This window comes from Blautia wexlerae DSM 19850, assembly GCF_025148125.1.
Lineage (GTDB): Bacteria > Bacillota > Clostridia > Lachnospirales > Lachnospiraceae > Blautia_A > Blautia_A wexlerae.
In genome coordinates, this window is sequence record NZ_CP102267.1 from 2134673 (window position 1) to 2152781 (window position 18109).

The 18109-nt window shown below is 43.0% G+C and carries 18 protein-coding genes; all 18 read left to right on the forward strand.

What is annotated here, in order from left to right; translation table 11 throughout:
- Window positions 1-4: 4 nt before the first annotated feature.
- The 18 genes from NQ550_RS09940 to NQ550_RS10025 all read left to right on the forward strand — a co-directional run bounded on the left by NQ550_RS09940 (window position 5) and on the right by NQ550_RS10025 (window position 17982).
- Window positions 5-1060 (forward strand): radical SAM protein, encoded by a 1056-nt coding sequence (locus tag NQ550_RS09940; protein WP_044996183.1) that lies wholly within the window; start codon window positions 5-7, stop codon window positions 1058-1060.
- The gene (locus NQ550_RS09945) at window positions 1041-2102 is read left to right on the forward strand and encodes a DUF3991 domain-containing protein (RefSeq protein WP_025577440.1); all 1062 of its coding nucleotides are present in this window, start codon (window positions 1041-1043) and stop codon (window positions 2100-2102) included. The genes NQ550_RS09940 and NQ550_RS09945 overlap by 20 nt, the downstream gene beginning before the upstream one ends.
- Window positions 2103-2114: 12 nt before the next feature.
- The gene (locus NQ550_RS09950; RefSeq protein ID WP_025577443.1) at window positions 2115-2339 is read left to right on the forward strand and encodes a hypothetical protein; all 225 of its coding nucleotides are present in this window, start codon (window positions 2115-2117) and stop codon (window positions 2337-2339) included.
- A gap of 249 nt (window positions 2340-2588) precedes the next feature.
- Window positions 2589-4112 carry a DNA (cytosine-5-)-methyltransferase gene (gene dcm, locus NQ550_RS09955; protein WP_025577444.1) on the forward strand — a complete coding sequence of 508 codons (1524 nt, stop codon included), beginning with the start codon at window positions 2589-2591 and terminating at the stop codon, window positions 4110-4112.
- 511 nt (window positions 4113-4623) lie between these two features.
- A complete protein-coding gene (locus NQ550_RS09960; RefSeq protein ID WP_025577448.1) occupies window positions 4624-4947 on the forward strand; it encodes a plasmid mobilization protein in 324 nt (107 codons plus the stop codon).
- A 3-nt stretch (window positions 4948-4950) separates the two neighbouring features.
- Window positions 4951-6366, forward strand: a complete 1416-nt coding sequence (locus tag NQ550_RS09965) for a relaxase/mobilization nuclease domain-containing protein (protein WP_025577449.1) — start codon at window positions 4951-4953, stop codon at window positions 6364-6366.
- Window positions 6367-7320, forward strand: coding sequence for a hypothetical protein (locus NQ550_RS09970; RefSeq protein ID WP_025577451.1), 954 nt, complete (start codon window positions 6367-6369; stop codon window positions 7318-7320). It abuts the gene before it with no gap.
- Entirely contained in the window at window positions 7321-7740 is a 420-nt protein-coding gene (locus NQ550_RS09975) for a hypothetical protein (RefSeq protein WP_025577453.1), read from the forward strand.
- Between the two features lie 10 nt (window positions 7741-7750).
- The gene (locus NQ550_RS09980; protein ID WP_025577455.1) at window positions 7751-8914 is read left to right on the forward strand and encodes a PcfB family protein; all 1164 of its coding nucleotides are present in this window, start codon (window positions 7751-7753) and stop codon (window positions 8912-8914) included.
- Between the two features lie 42 nt (window positions 8915-8956).
- The gene (locus NQ550_RS09985; protein WP_070100864.1) at window positions 8957-11038 is read left to right on the forward strand and encodes a VirD4-like conjugal transfer protein, CD1115 family; all 2082 of its coding nucleotides are present in this window, start codon (window positions 8957-8959) and stop codon (window positions 11036-11038) included.
- 111 nt (window positions 11039-11149) lie between these two features.
- On the forward strand, window positions 11150-11488 hold the full coding sequence (locus NQ550_RS09990) for a hypothetical protein (protein ID WP_021651237.1): 339 nt from the start codon (window positions 11150-11152) through the stop codon (window positions 11486-11488).
- A gap of 47 nt (window positions 11489-11535) precedes the next feature.
- Complete coding sequence (locus NQ550_RS09995) at window positions 11536-12372, forward strand: VirB6/TrbL-like conjugal transfer protein, CD1112 family (RefSeq protein ID WP_025577460.1); 837 nt, start codon at window positions 11536-11538, stop codon at window positions 12370-12372.
- A 12-nt stretch (window positions 12373-12384) separates the two neighbouring features.
- Window positions 12385-13329, forward strand: a complete 945-nt coding sequence (locus NQ550_RS10000; protein WP_025577461.1) for a DNA-methyltransferase — start codon at window positions 12385-12387, stop codon at window positions 13327-13329.
- Window positions 13330-13346: 17 nt separating this feature from the next.
- Window positions 13347-14159: a DUF4313 domain-containing protein gene (locus NQ550_RS10005; RefSeq protein ID WP_025577463.1), complete on the forward strand. Its 813-nt coding sequence runs from the start codon at window positions 13347-13349 to the stop codon at window positions 14157-14159.
- 23 nt (window positions 14160-14182) lie between these two features.
- Window positions 14183-14683, forward strand: a complete 501-nt coding sequence (locus tag NQ550_RS10010) for a PrgI family protein (protein ID WP_025577465.1) — start codon at window positions 14183-14185, stop codon at window positions 14681-14683.
- Window positions 14684-14813: 130 nt separating this feature from the next.
- Window positions 14814-17180 carry a VirB4-like conjugal transfer ATPase, CD1110 family gene (locus NQ550_RS10015; RefSeq protein ID WP_025577466.1) on the forward strand — a complete coding sequence of 789 codons (2367 nt, stop codon included), beginning with the start codon at window positions 14814-14816 and terminating at the stop codon, window positions 17178-17180.
- A 174-nt stretch (window positions 17181-17354) separates the two neighbouring features.
- Window positions 17355-17477 carry a hypothetical protein gene (locus tag NQ550_RS10020; protein WP_255610470.1) on the forward strand — a complete coding sequence of 41 codons (123 nt, stop codon included), beginning with the start codon at window positions 17355-17357 and terminating at the stop codon, window positions 17475-17477.
- Window positions 17461-17982: a JAB domain-containing protein gene (locus NQ550_RS10025; RefSeq protein ID WP_025577468.1), complete on the forward strand. Its 522-nt coding sequence runs from the start codon at window positions 17461-17463 to the stop codon at window positions 17980-17982. The genes NQ550_RS10020 and NQ550_RS10025 overlap by 17 nt, the downstream gene beginning before the upstream one ends.
- The last annotated feature ends 127 nt before the right edge of the window (window positions 17983-18109 follow it).

An 18109-nucleotide genomic window follows, 5' to 3' on the forward strand; every position in this document is an offset into this window, starting at 1 on the left:
ATGTATGAAACTTTCCGCTTATTGGAAGGAGCAGGGATTTGAAACAGAGCTTCTTTTGGATTACAGCCAGGCAGGGGAATATGACCGGCTCTATGTATCAAAAGTGTTTACGGATACCTTTGTGCCGGAACATATTTTGACGAGGGAAACAACCGTTTATGGAGGGACTGGATTTTTTTACGATAAAGCACCGGTACTTCCAGAAGCGATTGAACACCATACACCGGACTATCATTTGTATGACCAGATGGTAAAAGAACATAGCGAAGGAGAGAAAAAGAAGAAAGAGTTCCAATTTTATACGGAGTATTCCATTGGTTTCCTCACCAGGGGGTGTTTTCGGAAGTGCAGTTTCTGTGTAAACAAAAACAGCACCGGTGCAGCACCAGCAAGCCCATTGGAAGAATTTTATGACCCGTCCAGAAAGAAGTTATGCTTTTTGGACGATAACTTTTTTGCCTGTGCAGGGTGGGAAAAAATCTTTTCCAGTGTCCTGGAAACAGGCAGGCGGTTTCAATTCCGGCAGGGGCTGGATCTGAGGATTATGCAGAAAAGGCAGATGGAACTTCTGGCATCTGGAAAATTGGATAATGGTATGATTTTTGCCTTTGACCATATCAAAGATCAGGAACTTATTGTAAGAAAATTGGAACTTTTGCGGGAAGTGATCCCAGTTTCTTACCAGAAAATTAAGCTGTATGTACTGTGCGGTTATGACTGGGAAGGGACCTGGAAAGCAGATTTTTGGGCAAAGGATATTCGGGACGTTTTCATACGGATTGAGATTTTGATGCGGTATAAGTGCCTGGCTTATCTGATGCGCTATGCAGCATGGGAACAGGCACCGGAGGTTTATAAGGGAATGTATATCAACCTAAGTCGTTGGTGTAACCAGCCGGCCCAGTATTCGAAAAAGAGCCTACGGGAATTTTGTACCGGACAGGGAGAGTATAGTTCCTGTTTCCGCTACCTGACTGCTTTTGAAGCTCTGCACCCGGAAATGGCACATTATCTGGATATGAAATATGAAGAGGTGCAGTATGGGAAAATTTACGGCTGAAGAAATTCAGATTGCAAAGGCAGTGGATTTAGTGGATTTGGCGGAGCAGATAGGGATTCCATTGAAAAGGAAAGGCAGGTTCTATCAGGCAGTGGGTATGGACTCTGTGATGATCTTCAACCGGTCTTCCTGGTGCCGGTTTAGCCAAGGGGTAGGTGGCAGCACCATTGACTTTCTGGAATATTTCAGAAACATGGATTTTGTGGAGGCAGTCAAATATCTGCTGGAGTTTGCCGGATATATCCGTACTGAAACCATGCAAAAATTTCAACCGGAAAGACAGACTGAAAAAATAGAAGAAACAAAACAGAGAAAAGACATACCGAAAGAACCTTTTGTACTTCCTTCAAAATCAGAAACCAGCCGCCGGTTATATGGCTATCTGATAAAACAGCGGAAGCTGTCAAAGCAGATGATTGATTTTTGGGTAAAAAAGGGGATTTTGTATGAGAGCGGAACGTACCATAACCTGGTTTTTGTGGGAAAAGATACGGAAGGTATCCCACGTTTTGCCAGCCAGAGGGGAACCCTGGATAAATATGGAAAACCCTTTAAAGGAGATGTTACGGGGAATGACAAAACTTATGGGGTTAATCTGGTAGACCAAAACAGTGATACGCTCTATGTATATGAGGCGGCCATTGATGCCATGTCCGATATGGAACTGCGGGAAGACTATCAGAACAATATCCTGGTACTTGGAATGCTTTCCGATGGTCCTTTGGAAAAGTTCTTAAAAGATTATCCTCATATCAGGAAGATACAGTTCTGTTTGGATAATGACCTGCCGGGAAGACAAGCGGCAAAAAAATTGGCAAGAAAATATACCCTTATGGAGTATGAGGTTTTTGTACGTCTTCCACCTATGGGAAAAGACTATAATGCTTTTTTGCAGTATAAAAAGGAAAACCAAGAGCTTTCCAGCCTGGTAGAAAAGGAAAGGCCGCTTCTTACTGAAACAAAAGGGACAAACATACAAAAGATAGAAAAAATGGTAGGACACAGGAACATAGTACCATACCAGATAGCACAGGCAAGATAGGAGGGTATTCTTTTGGAAAATAGCTATGATGAGGAATGTTTCAAAAAATGGGAGATCGACGAATGCGAAGCGGAGATGGAAAAAGTAGTGCAGTGGATAGGAAAGAGGAAACTGCATGGACGTGTACGGGTTGCGTTTATCGAAGAGAGCTATGAGCGGCAGGGATACCGCATGGGGATACCCAAGCAGGCGTATGTGTCCAGGGTGCTGGCAAACATCAGGAAAGAAGAGCGGTGAGAAAGAAATAACCAATCCGAAAGTGGGGGTGTTAGGAAAGGAGGTGGTGCAGACCAACAGAATTTTTGACAGAAGGATAAACTCTGGATACGGGAAGGGGTGATTCTATGATTGTAAGGTAATGCCAGATGGATATTTCGTTTGTAGCTGTGGATTTCTCATGAAGACTATAAAAAATTTAGGAGACAGGAGGAAATAAGTGAGTAATCCTAGGTAAAATGTGTAGCTACACCTCATGAAATATGAGGAATGAAATATAGTTTGGTGAATTTTTGTGAGTTTGATAAATATGCAGCAAAGAGTTATTGTGCGATTCATGGTACAAGTGAAACATTGAATCTGGGAGATATTACAAAAGTGGACGAAAGGGAGATTGAACCGTTTAACATGATTTGTGGCGGAAGCCCCTGTCAGGATTTTTCCCTGGCAGGCAAGCAGGCAGGCGCAGTTTGGAAATGCCGAAGCTGCGGGTATGAGTATAACCCTCTGCAGGTACATTATTCCAAAAGGGACGCCTGCGGCATGTGTGGTTCCCATGATATTGATAAAACACGTTCTTCCCTTCTGGTGGAGTGGCTCCGTATGATACGGGGTGTCAAACCAATATGGGGAATTTATGAAAATGTAAAAAATATTGTAGGAAAAAAATTCCGGGATACCACATTCCGGTTGTTTGAAGAAGAACTGCATGAATACGGATACCACACCTATTGGAGTGTTCTTAATGCAAAGCATTACGGAATACCCCAGAACAGGGAACGGGTATATCTGATTTTGATACAGAAGGAAATGGATAATGGAACATTCCAGTTTCCAGAACCGCTGGAGTCCTTCCAGTGCCTTATGGATATTCTGGAGGATACGGTAGAGGAAAGATACTACTTATCCCAGGAAAAAGTACGCCGCTTGATTGAAGATATGGAAGAGAGAAAAGCGCTTTTGTTTGAGCCGGACGAAAAAAGCCTGAAGGCTTTTCGGGAAAACCGGGTAAAACGGGCCGGAAATATCAAAGGGGTGTTTGAACAGACTGGACGGGTTTATCTGCCAGACGGGTGCTGCCCTACGGTAACTGCCTGTGGTGGTGGCGGACATCAGCCCAAAATTCTTCAAGTGGGAGATATTCATACCGGCTATGGTTCAAGCGGGGTTATTTATTCCCCTTTAGGAAGCAGCGGTGCGGTTTTAGCAGGGCATGACCAGCCAAAGATTGTAGAAAAATGTCCAGGAGCAATCCGGGGCAGGTATGACCCGGAAGGCCGGATTGTGCAGACTTTGGAACTGGGAGAAAAAGAAGTCTGCCATACCCTTACTTCTGTACAAAAAGATAATATCATTCTGGTACGTCAAAAGACACAGAAAGGTTATGAGGAATGTTTGGAAAATGGTGTTGTAAATCTTAGTTATCCGTCTGTGGAAAAACGGGGAAGGGTACAGGAGCATGGGGAACTCTGCCCTACGCTTACGACATCAAATGGGATACACCGTTTAGAGTCTTTGATCCGTATCCGGAGGCTGACACCTTTAGAATGCTTCCGGCTTATGGGCTTTTCCGATGCGGATTTTTGGAAAGCAAAAGAAGCAGGCATAAGCAACAGCCAGCTTTACAAACAGGCAGGAAATTCCATTGTTGTTGATGTGCTGTACTATATTTTTCTGGAACTATACAAAGCCATGCCATATCTGTTTGAGGATATTCGGCTTTCTTCCTTTTTCAGTGGGATTGGAGCTTTTGAAAAGGCATTGGAGCGTTTGGAAGAACAGGTAAACCAATAATTTCATAAGAGAAACCCAAAGCGGCAAATGGTCCATAGAGAGTCTTCCCATACTTGTTGGAAAGAGAGAAATTGCGGAAGAAGAAGCAGCCAGCAGGGAGTCTGTGCAAAAGCGTTGATAGCAGAATGGAAGAACTGCTGCCACATCAGACACAGGAGGCTGGCAGATTTGCTAACAGAACTGGGGTTTTGTTAGCAGAAATAGAAGTAGGAAGTGGAAAAACCGATAGCAGATGTTTGGAACTGCTATCGGTTTTTCCCTATATGGAACGCAGGTCTGCTATCAGTATCTGCGTTTTGCTATCTATGTTATCCGGGGTATTAGGGGGTGCCCCCTAACAAGATGGGATTTTGTACGGTAAAATCCGTATCTTGCAGAGGACTGGCATAGCCAGTCCGGACGCCGGGAAGTTATACGGTGACCGATAGCAGGTCTTAGGAGTTGACTGCAGATAGCGTTGGAGTAGAAATCGGTAGATGAAATATGTGATAAAGATAAGGAAAGGGGGAGCATGAAAAAAGAAACAATGAAATGCAGAAAAGAAATCCGGCTGTACTCATGGGAGTTGGAAGAGTTACAAAAACAGGCAGAAAAGATGGGGCTTTCCGATTCCCAGTACCTTCGTATGCTGATTACCAACCGTCCCAGGGATTACCCGGAAATCCGTCAGGAACTGGAACGCATGAACCAGGAAATCAACCGGATTGGTGTAAACATCAACCAGATTACCCATAACAATAACAGCGCCCTTTATTCCAGGGAAGATAAACACCGTCTGTATGTGTTTTTGAAGCAGATAAAAACACTGGTAAGCCAGGTGCAGGAAAGGCTGTAGGTTATGGCAATTACAAAGTGCCTGCACATGAAACAGGCAAAAACGGGTTATCCGGCAAAACATCTGGCAAATGGTCTTCGCTATATTATGAACCCGGAGAAAACAGAACATGGCCGCTATGTCTGTGGACATAACTGTATTCCTGAACAGGCATTATCCCAGATGGTAGATACCAAACGTCATTTTGGAAAGCTGGATAAAAGGCAGGGCTACCATTTCATTCTTTCATTTGAGGAAGATGAGGTTTCGGAAGAAGAAGCCTTCCAAATGGTAGGAGAGTTTGTGACAGAATTTCTTGGGAAGGATTTTGAAGCGGTTTATGCAGTCCATAATGATACGGACCATATTCATGGGCACATTATTTTTAATTCAGTACGCTGTACTACGGGATATAAATACGATTATAGAAATGGGGATTGGGAAAACATTATCCAGCCTCTGACCAACCGGATATGCAGGGAGCATGGTTTATCTGTGCTGGATCTGGAAGAAGCCAAGGAAAAACGCAAACAAAAAGGACAGGAAGAAAAATCTCTTTCTGAACGGGACAGGCGGATCAGAAGAGATGTGGACCAGGCATTACAGGACGCAGGTTCTTATGAGGAATTTCTTGAAAATCTTTCCAGCATGGGATATGAGTTGCGGGGAAGAAAGCGCCTTTCTGTTCGGGAACCCGGAGCAGGAAGGGCAAGGCGGCTTGACCAGCTAGGGGAAGAATATACAGAGGAAAAGCTTCGGCAGCGTTTTGGACGCCTTCCAATCCCGGAAATGACCGGAGAGGAGATACCGGTAGAATGGACGTATGTGTTTATCCCATACCGGGAGCGGCATTTGACCAGATACCAGAAGGAATGTTTTCTTCGCAGGTATCGGCAGGGGAAACCAATGGCAAACTCTAAAACCTGGAAATACAGGGCAGCAATCCATGAATTGAAAAAATTGCAGGAGGAATTTGATTTTCTGGCAGCTTATCGCATACAGGATAAGGCGCAGTTGAAAGCCATTTCTGATGCAACAAAGGAACAGCTTTGGGAAAACAGCAGGGCAAGAAAGCAGCTACGAAAAGAAATGGTTCCTTATGAGGAAATGCTTCTGCTTCTCAATAAGCTGCAGGAAAAACAGATGGAAGCAGAACTTTATCAGGAAGGGTATCAGGAATTTTTTCAAGACCACCAGACATACCAAAACCTTCTTGGGCAGTTAAAAGAAATGGGATATTCCTTGTCTGATGCAGAACAGACAGACGCTTATTTCTTTGAGAAAGAGGAGCGTTTGCGGATCGAACGGAAAAAAATCTTAAAAGAAAAAAGGATTGCAGAGCGTCTGCGTGAAAAAGCAGAAGAAAAAGAAAAGTTGGAAGCACAGCAGAAGGAAAAGAATAGGAAACCGTCTGCGAGGGGCAGAGGAAAAGGAGGGTAAATGACAGTAGAAGGACAACGGTATCTGGAAGAATGCCGGAAAGTTTTAAAAGAAGAACAGATGGACGCAGTTTCTATGGGGCTGGATTTTGGTCTTCCTGTTTCAGATATTCAGAAAGTAGTTAAGAGCAACCAGGAAGCCCCGGTGATGAAAGCAATCATCATAGGGCTTATGGAAGGGATTGGGGAAATCGACTTTTTATGCGAAGGAAATTATAACCAGTTCCAGGTACGGGAAATCGTAGAGGGCTTAAAAAACGGGCTGGATCTGGAAGAGGTGAAAACCTATGCCGGAAATGAACTGCCGGCCAGCCGTATGCGGACCATGCGGATACAACTGGAAGAGTCAAAGGCAAAAAAAGAAGTTCCGAAAGATGAAGAAATGCGTTCTTATATGAAAAATCTTATGGGGATCATGGAACAATCCATTCAGCAGTTCCGGGAAAGCAATGACCGTTTTACAGCCTTGTCCTCTCTGGTAAAGGAGCATGTTGTTGAAGAGAAAAACCAGGAGATTAAAGACCTGTATGAGAACCTGCAATATAAAGATAAAAACATACAGGAATTAAAAGAAAAGCTGGCAAAGAAAGAGCAGGAAATTCAGGAGCTGAAAAAAGAAGCAGAAAAATACAGGGAAAAAACAGAAGCTGCTTCCAGGGAAACAAAAGTGGTATTGGAAGAAAAAAGCATACAAACAGCGGAAGGGCTGCAAAAAAGTAAGCGCCGGCTGCTTGGGATTGCCATGCTTGGAAAAAAAGTACCCAAAAGTGTTGTGGAGAAAATTCTGGAATATAACTTGTCCGCAGAACAGTTGGAAGAAATTCGCCAGTGTGTAGAAAGTGGGCTGGCAGATGCAGAAATTCTTCAGGTGATGGAGAACAGTCCTTCACCGGAGAGAATGAAAAAAATGCGGGAAATTATCCTTTTGATGCGGAAACGGAAGGCGGGTGTGTAAATGGCAGAACTTGAACATGTGGTAAAAATATTTTCCCTTTTGGAAGCTGCCGAAAAGGAACAGCCCTTTCTTACTAGGGAGCAGAAACAGGATTTGTACCGTATTGCTTTTCATAAGGAGTCTATGGAAGAGGTAGAAAAAATTATTTTGCAGTTACAGGCGCCTCATGCAGGAAAGGAAGAAAAAGAGCGTATTCTTTATCATTACCTTGAACCGTTTTCTCAGGTTCCGGAAAATATTTTGCAGATTGAGAATTATATTTTTCAGCTTCAGTATATGACCTATGAAAAGGAAAAAGCAAACCACATGCTGGAGGCTCTCTTAAAACAGGAAAATATCCAGTATGACCTGGAAGCCATGCTTGCAGAAGGAAAAACAAAGGCGGCTGTTTTAGCAAAAAAAGACAGGGCAATGGGATAGGAGGGAGAGCATGAGTGAAATACAAGATGCGGCGCAAATCATTAAAGTTTCCTTTGAAGGCGCAGAAATCATTCTGAAAATGGGAAATACAGGCTGGCAGTTTGTAAAAGATATTTGTGCGGTATTTAAAAAAGTTCTGGACCAGGAAAAATTGTCAGGGAAAACTTCTGTACAAAAGCTCCTGAAAATGGGAGGCGATTTGCAGGTTTTCCGTTTTGAAACAAAAGACCTGGAACGGGTAAAAGCCCTGGCAAATAAGTATGGGATTTTATATTCCATTTTGCCGGATTTGAATGAGAAGGACGGTATGAGTGAAATTTTGTTCCATTCCCAGGCAGCGCCCCGTATTCAGTCCATGATGGCAAAAATTGAACATTCCAATATTGGGACGTTAGATGAATACTATGAAAATGCAGAGCCGGATAAGGTAGAGCAGTTGGTAGAAGAAGTAAAAAAGCCTGTCCTGCCGGAGCCGAAGGAGTGTGAACTGGTTGCGCGGGAACTGGCGAAAAACCAGGTGGAGAAGATCAGTGATGTCCGTTCCCGTCTGAATATGACCTGGCTTCAGATCTGGCCGATTATCTGCTACATGGAAGAACAGGGGATTTTGGAGAAAGGGAAGGAAGGTACGGTGACACTGACCAGGACACCGGAACAGATCGAAGAATTGGTAGATTCCCAGCAGTGGAAACAGTTGTTTGGGGAAGAGGAAGCCCAAAGACGCAGCACTGGAAACAGCCAGGAAACAGAAGAAAAGATGCAGGTCATTCAGCGTATCCAAAAGGAAAAGCGGAACAATCCAGGTGTGAATGCCATTACCATAGACCAGAAGCTGGTATATGAAGAAACAGAGCATCATATCAAAACCAGGATTCCGTACCGTAAGAATGAATTTATCTGGCTGGACAAATCGGAAATTAGCTGGATTAATGACCATAAGACTATTTTTGCAGGATTGGAAAAGAAGAAGGAGTATGCAATTTTAGACCTGGAGGACCGTTTTCTTAGAAAAACTTCGGGGGAAGATTTATATAGGGAAAGCTATGATCCGGTACGCAGGGAACGTGCCAGACAGGAGCAGGAAAAGATACGCAGAAGAAGGGAACATAATTACAGGAAGACACAACAGAACCTGGAAGCAGGGAGAAGAAGCATACAGGGGCAAAGGAGGTAGAGAACCGGAGCAATTCAGAAAAAGAAGAAACAGTCCTGGGGTATGTATTTCATTGGAGGCGTAGCTTCCGGCTATGGAGGTTATCTCTTGAACGTGTGTTATCAGCCTGGAAAGGATATCAACTATTTTTTAAACCGTCTGGATCAGGTGATGGCAGCCCCGTTTGCCAATTATTGGAACGAAACTTCCTTAAAAGCAATCATTCTGGGGATTTTTGTATATGTGATCGGTATGGTCATGTATGTCACCAGCCGGAAAAACTATATGCCGGGTCAGGAATTTGGTACCGCTGTTTTTGCAGATCCGAAAAAGGTGGCAAAGCAGTTTGCGGATAAAGATGAACACAATAACCTGATCTTATCCCAGAATGTCAGGCTGTCCATGAATACCAGAAAGACTAGGAGAAACCTAAATGTCCTGGTAATCGGAGGAAGCGGCGCTGGAAAAACCTTGTTCATGGTGAAACCCAATCTCCTTCAGTTAAGCAGGGCTTCCCAGATCATTACAGATCCCAAAGGGGAGATTTTAAGATGCTGCGGAGGTATGCTGAAAGCGCATGGATACCGGATACGGGTGCTGAACCTGGTGGAAATGGAGCAGTCTAACGGATATAATCCATTCCGCTATATCCGCTCTGAAACAGATATTGTAAAACTGGTTACTAACTTGATCAATAATACCACACCGAAAAACGCACAGCCCAGTGATCCATTCTGGGAGAAAGCCGAGTCTTTGTACTTGCAGGCTATTTTTCTTTATGTGTGGCAGGAGTGTGAAATGGAGAAAAGGAATTTCCGTATGGTTTTGCAGCTTTTGAATGAGGCGGAAGTCCATGCAGACGGTTCCCCTTCTGATTTAGACCGGCGTTTCCGCAGACTGGAGAGAAAAAAGGGAAGCAACCACCCTGCTTTAATCCAGTATAATAAAGTGGTACGGGGTGCAGGAGATACGGTAAGGAGTATCATCATTTCCGCAAATGCAAGGCTGGGATTGTTACAGAACCCACAAATTTTGCGGATTCTGGATCATGATGAAATGGAGATTGAGGAGATTGGGATTGGTGTTGATGGGGACAGAAACCGGAAGACCGCACTTTTTTGTGTGACGCCGGATTCGGATAAGAGTTATGCCTTTTTAATTGGTATGCTTTATTCCCAGATTTTCCAGGAATTGTATTACCAGGCAGACTTCCATTACAATGGAAAACTTCCCATTAACGTGAATTTTATGCTGGACGAATTTGCCAACGTGCCATTGCCAGATGACTACTGCAGCCTACTTAGTACCATGCGTTCCAGAAATATTTCCTGTACCATTTTTATCCAAAACCTTGCCCAGATCAAGGCTTTGTTTGAGAAAACCTGGGAAACCATACCGGGTAATTGTGATTCCCTGGTATATCTTGGTGGGAATGAACAGTCCACGCATAAGTATATCAGTGAGTCCCTGGGAAAAGGAACCATTGATAAAAAAAGCAGTGGGGAAACCAAAGGCCGGCAAGGGAGCAGTTCCCGGAATTATGATGTGCTGGGGCGTGAGCTTTTGACACCGGACGAAACCCGAAAGCTGGATAACTCAGAGTGTATTTTGTTAATCAGGGGTTGTGATCCTATTATTGATAAGAAATACAATACTTTTGCACACTCCAGATTTTCGGAAACAGAAGATGGCGGGGGTGCGCCTTATATCCATGACAGAATGGCTGCCCAAAAACAGGCGGTACAGATTTTAAGTGAAGAATCCCTGGATTATTATAAGAAGAAAAAGGAACAGGGAGAAGATGTTCAGATTGTGGAACTGTCTTTTGATGAAATTTTTTCTTATGAGCCTATTCCTAAGAAGATTTTTTCGGAGGAAGAGCTGAAAGAGAACCAGAAGAAGAGAACGGTAGAGGAGGTGAGGCCGCCGAAGAAAACGGAAAAACCGGTACAGACAGAGGAAGAAAAACTTTCTGAATTATTGGAAAGCCATGTTTATAATGAGGAACAGTTGGGAGAAATCATGCTTGCCATTGGTGCTGGAATTTCGTATGATAAAATCCTTCAAATGGCAGATACAAAAAACAGTGCTGAAAAGATGAAGGAAATCCGTAAAAAATTTACAAAAGAAACAGCCTCGGATTAAAGAAGGCAGATTTTTGGAAACCTGTAGTTTTTGCATTACGCAGGGCAGGTTTTTAAAAATCTGTCTTTTTGCGTAATGCGGTATCAATCACATGAAAAGGAGTAAAAAGATATGAAAATCAAAGAGGTTATCAGAAAGAAACAGAACCGCTTGAAAAAATCTCTACTGGGAGTCCTGGCAGTAAGCGCTGCCACTGTTTCCCTGTTCCCCCAGACTGTCATGGCTTCCGGGGTAAGTGACGTAACACAGCCGCTTATGAATTTAAAGACACTGGTGATCAGTATTATCGGTGCGGTGGGTGTGATTATCCTGGCAAAAAACGTGATGGAATTTGCACAGGCTTACCAGCAGCAGGACAGTTCTTCTATGAACAGTGCCATTAAAGGAATTGTTGCAGGGCTTATTATGGCAGCTATTTCCTCCGTTCTTACTTTCCTGGGAATCAGCTAAAACCGTTCTTCTTTTTGAGATAAACAGATAAGAAGAGAGGTGAAGTGATGTTTAATTTAGGAGAGGCGATCCTTGCACTTTTGGAAATCGTGTTTGGATTTTGGAATAATCAGGTCAGCCTCGTATTTGAACTTTTAGGACAGTCCCCTACCGGGTTCAAAGGGGGCGGGCCCTGGGGGATCATTGAAGGGATTGAACCCCTTTTTGTTGGGATAGGCTCTGCCCTGGTAGTCCTTTTTTTCGTCATTGGGTTTTGTGCAGAGTCGGTAGATATCCGGGAAGAAATCCGGTTTGAAGCAATCCTCCGTATGTTTATCCGGGTTGCCATTGCACAGTGGCTGGTATCTTATAACATTACCATTATGAAAGCCCTGTTTACTTCCTGTGGAAACCTGGTGGGGCATTTGGGACAAAACCAGAGTGTGGAGTTATCCATTGACCCGGCGCAGGCAGAAGTGATCAAAGATTTAGGATTTGGAACCAGTATCGTGTTCCTGATACTTGCTGTTTTCCTATCTTTAATCGTTATTATCTGTGGGTTCTTCCTGCTGTACAATGTTTATTTCCGCTTTTTGAAAATCATGGTAATTGTACCTTTTGGGGCGATTGCCAGCAGTACCCTGGCTGGAAACCGGGGGCTTAGTAATACCTTTGTAGCCTATATGAAATATTTTATCAGTGTCGTTTTTGAGGCAGTCACAATGGCACTGGCAATCCTTTTGTGTAACCAGTTTATTTCCTCCGGACTTCCGACCTTTACCGGAGATTATGAGGACTGGGCCAAAACCCTGATTTATTTGGGGGAAATGACCTTTACGGTTGCGCTGACGGTAGGCACTGTAAAAGGGGCGCAGAACCTGACTTCCAGGGCACTGGGATTGTAGGAGGAAAGGATTGTGCAGGAAAAAGGGATACAGATGACACTATTTGAATATTTTCAGGACGCAGAATGCTTTAGCCTTAAAGAAGCAGTGGCTTGTGTAGAACAGGTAAAAGAGGTAAAAGAACCCAGTATCCGGGCAAGAATTTATGAGGGAATAGAAAAGGGGCTTTTTTCCAGGATAGCCAAAGGAGTCTATACGGTTACCAAAGAACAGGACGGAGAAGAGGTAACTTGTATGCTGGTTCAGGGAAATGGCAGGGATTTGAGCTTTTTAAAAGATAACAGTATAGATGCCATTATTACAGATCATGCTTATGACCTGAAAAAAAGCCTGAAAGGGGGAAATCGGGATTTTGCGGCCTATGAATGTTTTCAATATACGCAGGAAGACTTTGATGAAAAATACCGGGTGTTGAAAAAAGGGTGTTTTCTGGTAGAGTTCATGCCGGAAGAAAATGGGGAAAATTATGAATACCTTTATCAGATGAAAAAAATGGCGAAAGAAGCAGGGCTTGAATATTATGCAAAAGTCGCCTGGAAAAAAGGAGATTTCGTTGCCAATACGGGAAGAAAATCTAAAAATACGGAAGAGATTGCATTTTTTACGAAAGGAAAAGCCAGGAATTTACGCCCAGATGCGAAAAAGGATAAGGCGGAGCCAGGAATATCCCACTATATGTCAGGCGCCAGGGGAATGCTTCCAACGGTCTTTGACATTGAACCGCCAGGGAAAAACTCCCGTATTCATCAGGCAGAAAAACCAGTGCAACTTTTGCAGCAGATCCTTGGATTTGTAACAGAAGAAAAGGAGTGGGTACTGGATCAGTTTGCAGGTTCGTTTTCCCTGGGGGAAGCAGCACTTTCCAGTGAACGGAATGCAATCTGCATTGAAATTAATGAAGAATATTTTGAAAAGGGAAAAGAAAGGCTTCTGTCTGCAAAGAGCAGGAGTCGGTAGGAAAGGAGGATATGTAAATGGAACAGGAAGAAAAACTCAGCCTGGATTTTGGCAATGGGGAGATCTATGAGGTCTGGCTGGAAGTTGCAACTTATCCGGCTGATAAAAACATCAAAGTTTGTGTGTTTACGGAAAAAGAGGAAGAGATATGGAAACTTTTTGAATTGACCACAGATATGGGAATTCCGCTGGAAAAGAACCAGACCTTTTTGCTCTCAGGCTATGATCTGGAGCAGATAGTAGAATTTATCAAAAAAAACGCGATTGGACAGTTAAAAGAAGAAATCTGCTGTTCTGGCTGTATGGAATATCCACTGTTTGAATTTCAGGAAGAAACTTTAAAGAAATTGGACCCGGAGGGATATGCAGCCTATGAGCAGGCATACCAGGAACGGGGAGAAGTAAAGAATCCAGAATTTCAAAAGGAAATCAAAACAGCGGATTTTCAATGGGCGTATGGAACCGAAGAACTGGCATTGCGGGTAGATTATTATGCAATGAACCAAAACCTTTATGTGGAGCTGTATAGCCGGGAAGATGGGATGTGGGAACCGTTTTCAGATTTGACCGTAAACCTTCCCGGATATTGCCTGGAGCCTGGAACTGCCTGTATCAGCGGTGATTTTAGTAAGGAAAATATCCAGTTTATTCAGGAGCATGGATTGGGAACACTGCTTCCCTGGAAAGCACAATCCGGTATGGGGCAGTATGCGGTGGTGAAATTTCATCTGGAGGAACTGCGTAAGTTTGACCAGGCTGGGGTTGCCGCCTTTTGCAATCAGCATGGATTACAGAAAACCATGCAGGAAGAGCGAAGACAGAGTAGATAAAAAACAGAGACAGGAGGTTATGTATGGAGATTGAATTAAGTGAGGACCTGCAGCATTATAAAGAATCCCTGGTTCTAGGGCTTACAGCAAAACAGTTTTTGTTTTCGGCGTTGGCATTGGGCGTAGGAACTGGGATTGTCCTGCTTTTGTATGAAAAAATCGGGATTACTTTGAGCTGTTATGTGGCAACCCCTTTTGTTGTACCTCTGGCACTGACTGGGTTTTATAACTATCATGGGCTGACATTCTGGCAATTTGCAGGGAAGATGATTTATTTTTCCTTTTTTAACCGCCCTTTGGTGTATGGCTCTACGGAATCGGTGCAGGAATTGAAACAGATTTATATGGAAACCTGTCAGGAAGAAGAACGGGAAGTACAGCAAAGGAAAAAGGAACAGAAAAAAGAGAAGAAAGGTGGTGATGTAAACGTGGTGAAAAAGAAGGCAATCCGTATGGGGATCGTAACGGTAGTGATGATTGTACTTGGTGCGGCAGCAGCGGTGTGGTATAAGATGTACCGTTGAACAGAATATTCAATCAAGGCGTGAAATAGCGCCTGCTCTCCATTTCAGGAGAGGGATACACAGACATGTAGCGGCAGATGGAAGCTGCTGTGTTTGTGGCCCCATCTGCCTGAAAGGAGGAAATTAGAGATTGTCAATTTTTTCAGATAAGTTTGACCAGTTAAAAAAAGCAGATAAAGCAGTAAAATCCCCGAAATATCTTCAGGAAGTCATGGGGATTGGGAGAATTGCAGAAAATGGCATTTTTGAAGTAGGGAAGGGGGTATATTCCAGGACATACCGTTTTTTGGACATTAATTATGTAACCGCAGGTGCAGAAGAACAGATGCGAATCTTAAAGCAGTATTGTAAGACGGTAAATGCCATTGATGTATATTTTCTTATTACCATTTTTAATCGGAACAAAAACATGCAGGATTTCCGGGAGCATGTACTTTTCCAGGAAAAAGGAGATGGTTTTAACTGGCTGCGTGGAAGTTATAACCAGATTATTGAAAAGCGCATTGTAGATGGAAGGCAGGGGATTGAACAGGAAAAACTGCTGACTGTATGTGTAGAACGGAAATCCTACGAACAGGCAAAAGCATTTTTTGCCACTTTTGAAGCGACCTTAAAACAGAACTTTGGAGAACTTGGCTCCTGCATTGAAGAATTAAATGCAGAAGAACGGCTGCGGGTACTTTTCAATTTTTACCGTATAGGGGAAGAGGAACAATTTTCCTTTGATTTCAGACAGGCATTAAAAAAGGGCGGTGATCCTAAAAATGATATTTCACCAGGGTATATGCAGTTTTACCCAGGTTATTTTGAAACGGAACGGAAAAAATGCAGGGCATTATTCATTAAAAAATATCCTTCTTCTTTATCGGATACCTTTTTAAATGAGATTACCAGCCTTCCGGTTCATAGTATTACTACAATCTGTATTGTACCAGTACCAAAAGAACTGGCAAATAAGGTTCTTCAGAAGAAATATCTGGGCATTGAAAATGATATTTTAAAGCAGCAGAGAGTCCGTAATAAAAATAACGACTTTTCCAGTGACATTTCTCATATCAAGAAAGTCCAGAAGGAGAAGATTGTAAATCTTATGGACGACGTGCGGGAAAATGACCAGAACCTGTTTTATACAGGGGTGAATTTCCTGATCATGGCAGAGGACAAGAAGGAGTTAGACAGTGTAACCGAAACTATTAAAAATATCGGCAATGGACGCATGTGCCAGATTGAAACCCACTATTATCAGCAGAGGGAAGCTATGAATACCATACTTCCAGTGGGAAACCGGCAGATCAGCACAATGCGGACCATGCTCACCAGGGATATTGCAGCCCTTCTTCCCTTTAATGTACAGGAATTAAACGAAAAGTCCGGCGTCTGCTATGGCATTAACCAGGTTTCTCATAACCTTTGCATTGGAAACCGGAAAAAACTGGCAAATGGAAATGGAATGGTATTCGGTGTTCCCGGCTCCGGAAAATCCTATTTCAGTAAGTCGGAAATGCTGCAGGTGTTCTTAGGAACAGATGATGATATTATCTGTATCGACCCGACACTGGAATATTTTGATATTGCAGAAGCCCTGGGAAACCAGGCAGCAATCATTAACCTGTCTACCTATACAAAGAATTACATCAATCCTTTGGAGATGGACGTTTGGGCGCTGGATTTAAACGATTCTCAGGGATATATCCGGGATAAAGGGGAATTTATGCTGGGGCTGTGTGAACAGTGTTACGGGGATAATCTAAACAGTCGCCATAAATCCATTATAGACCGTTGTGTACGAAAGTTGTATATCGACATTGCAAAGGCAAGGGAAAAGCATATCCCTACCATGTCAGAATTTTATGAGTTATTGTTGGAGCAGCCAGAAGAAGAGGCAAAGGACATTGCTTTATCGTTGGAGCTGTTTGTAAATGGCTCTTTAAATATTTTCAATAACCATACCAATGTGAATGTACAGGCAAGGTTCATTGTCTATGGTACCAGGGACCTGGGGAAAGAGCTGGGAGCCATTTCCACTCTGGTCATGCTGGAAAATATCAGTGCCAGGATTGCAGAAAACGCAAAGAAAGGAAGGGCAACCTGGCTTTATATAGATGAGTTCCATACTGTTCTTGACCGGGAGTATAGTGCGAAATTTTTGTTCAGCCTCTGGAAAAAAGTGAGGAAGCAAGGGGGACTATGCACAGGAATCACCCAAAATTTGGTTGATATGCTGCAAAACTATACAGCCATGACCATGCTTGGAAACAGTGAGTTTATTGCCCTGTTAAAGCAGTCCAATGTAGACAGTCAGGAATTATCCACTGCAGCAGGAATTCCAGAAGCACAATTAAAATATGTAGATAATTCTCCTTCCGGTACGGGGATCATTAAGTATGGAAATACCTGTATTCCATTTGATAACCGTATGGAAAAAGAAGCCAATCCGCTGTATGCGCTTTTCAATACCAACCTTCACGAAAAGGCGTTGCAGACAAAGCAGGAGTAATGTAATCTGAAAGGAACTTTTTCTTTTATCTGTAAAGGAAAAGGTATGACAGACGAGAAAAAAATTAGGCAACAGCAAAAATTATAAGTCGGTAAAGTAGAAAAAGGATAGGACAAAAAGAGTGCAGTTCTTTTATCAGGCACTCTTTTTGTATATCATGGGAAAGGTGGCAGAATGGCTGAAACATATCAAATAGAAATGAATTTAGAGCAGTTGGAAAGACTTTTAAAAAATCTGCCGGAGGGAATTATGCTGGAGATTTGCTTTGGAAAGGAAGAACATGGAGAAGACACATAAAATAGATGTGGTAAGTATACGCCTGGAGGAAGAACCTCCTCTATACAGTAGCAAAGAATTAAAAAATCCCTGTGATGTGGCAGAACTCTTTCAGGATTTTTTAAAAGATTGTGACCGGGAAATGTTCTGTATTTTAAACCTTCGGACAAAAGGACAGGTAATCAATCTCAATGTAGTGGGTGTCGGGACTCTGAACAGTGTATTGATACACCCGAGGGAAGTGTTTAAATCTGCAATCCTGTCTAATGCCAGCAATATCATCCTGGCACATAACCATCCTTCGGGAAATCCGGAACCTAGCAGGCAGGACATGGACATGACAAAAAGATTGGCAGAAGCTGGGCGGCTTCTGGGGATTGAAGTGCTGGATCATGTGATTGTATCAGATGACCGGTATTTTAGCTTCCGGGAGGAAAAGCTATTGCCGGAATATTTCCAGATGGATGGGATAGCTGCGGAGCAATCCTTTCCGTATGCAAAGAGTGAAAGAGAGAAGGTACGTTAATGGGATTGACGGATTAATACGGGAACCATATAATGAGTACAATGGAAAATTTGTTTATAGAAACAAACACGTTGATGGAGAATGTAAAAATTCTGTGATTAGCGTTTAAAGTGTGTTATACTAGGAG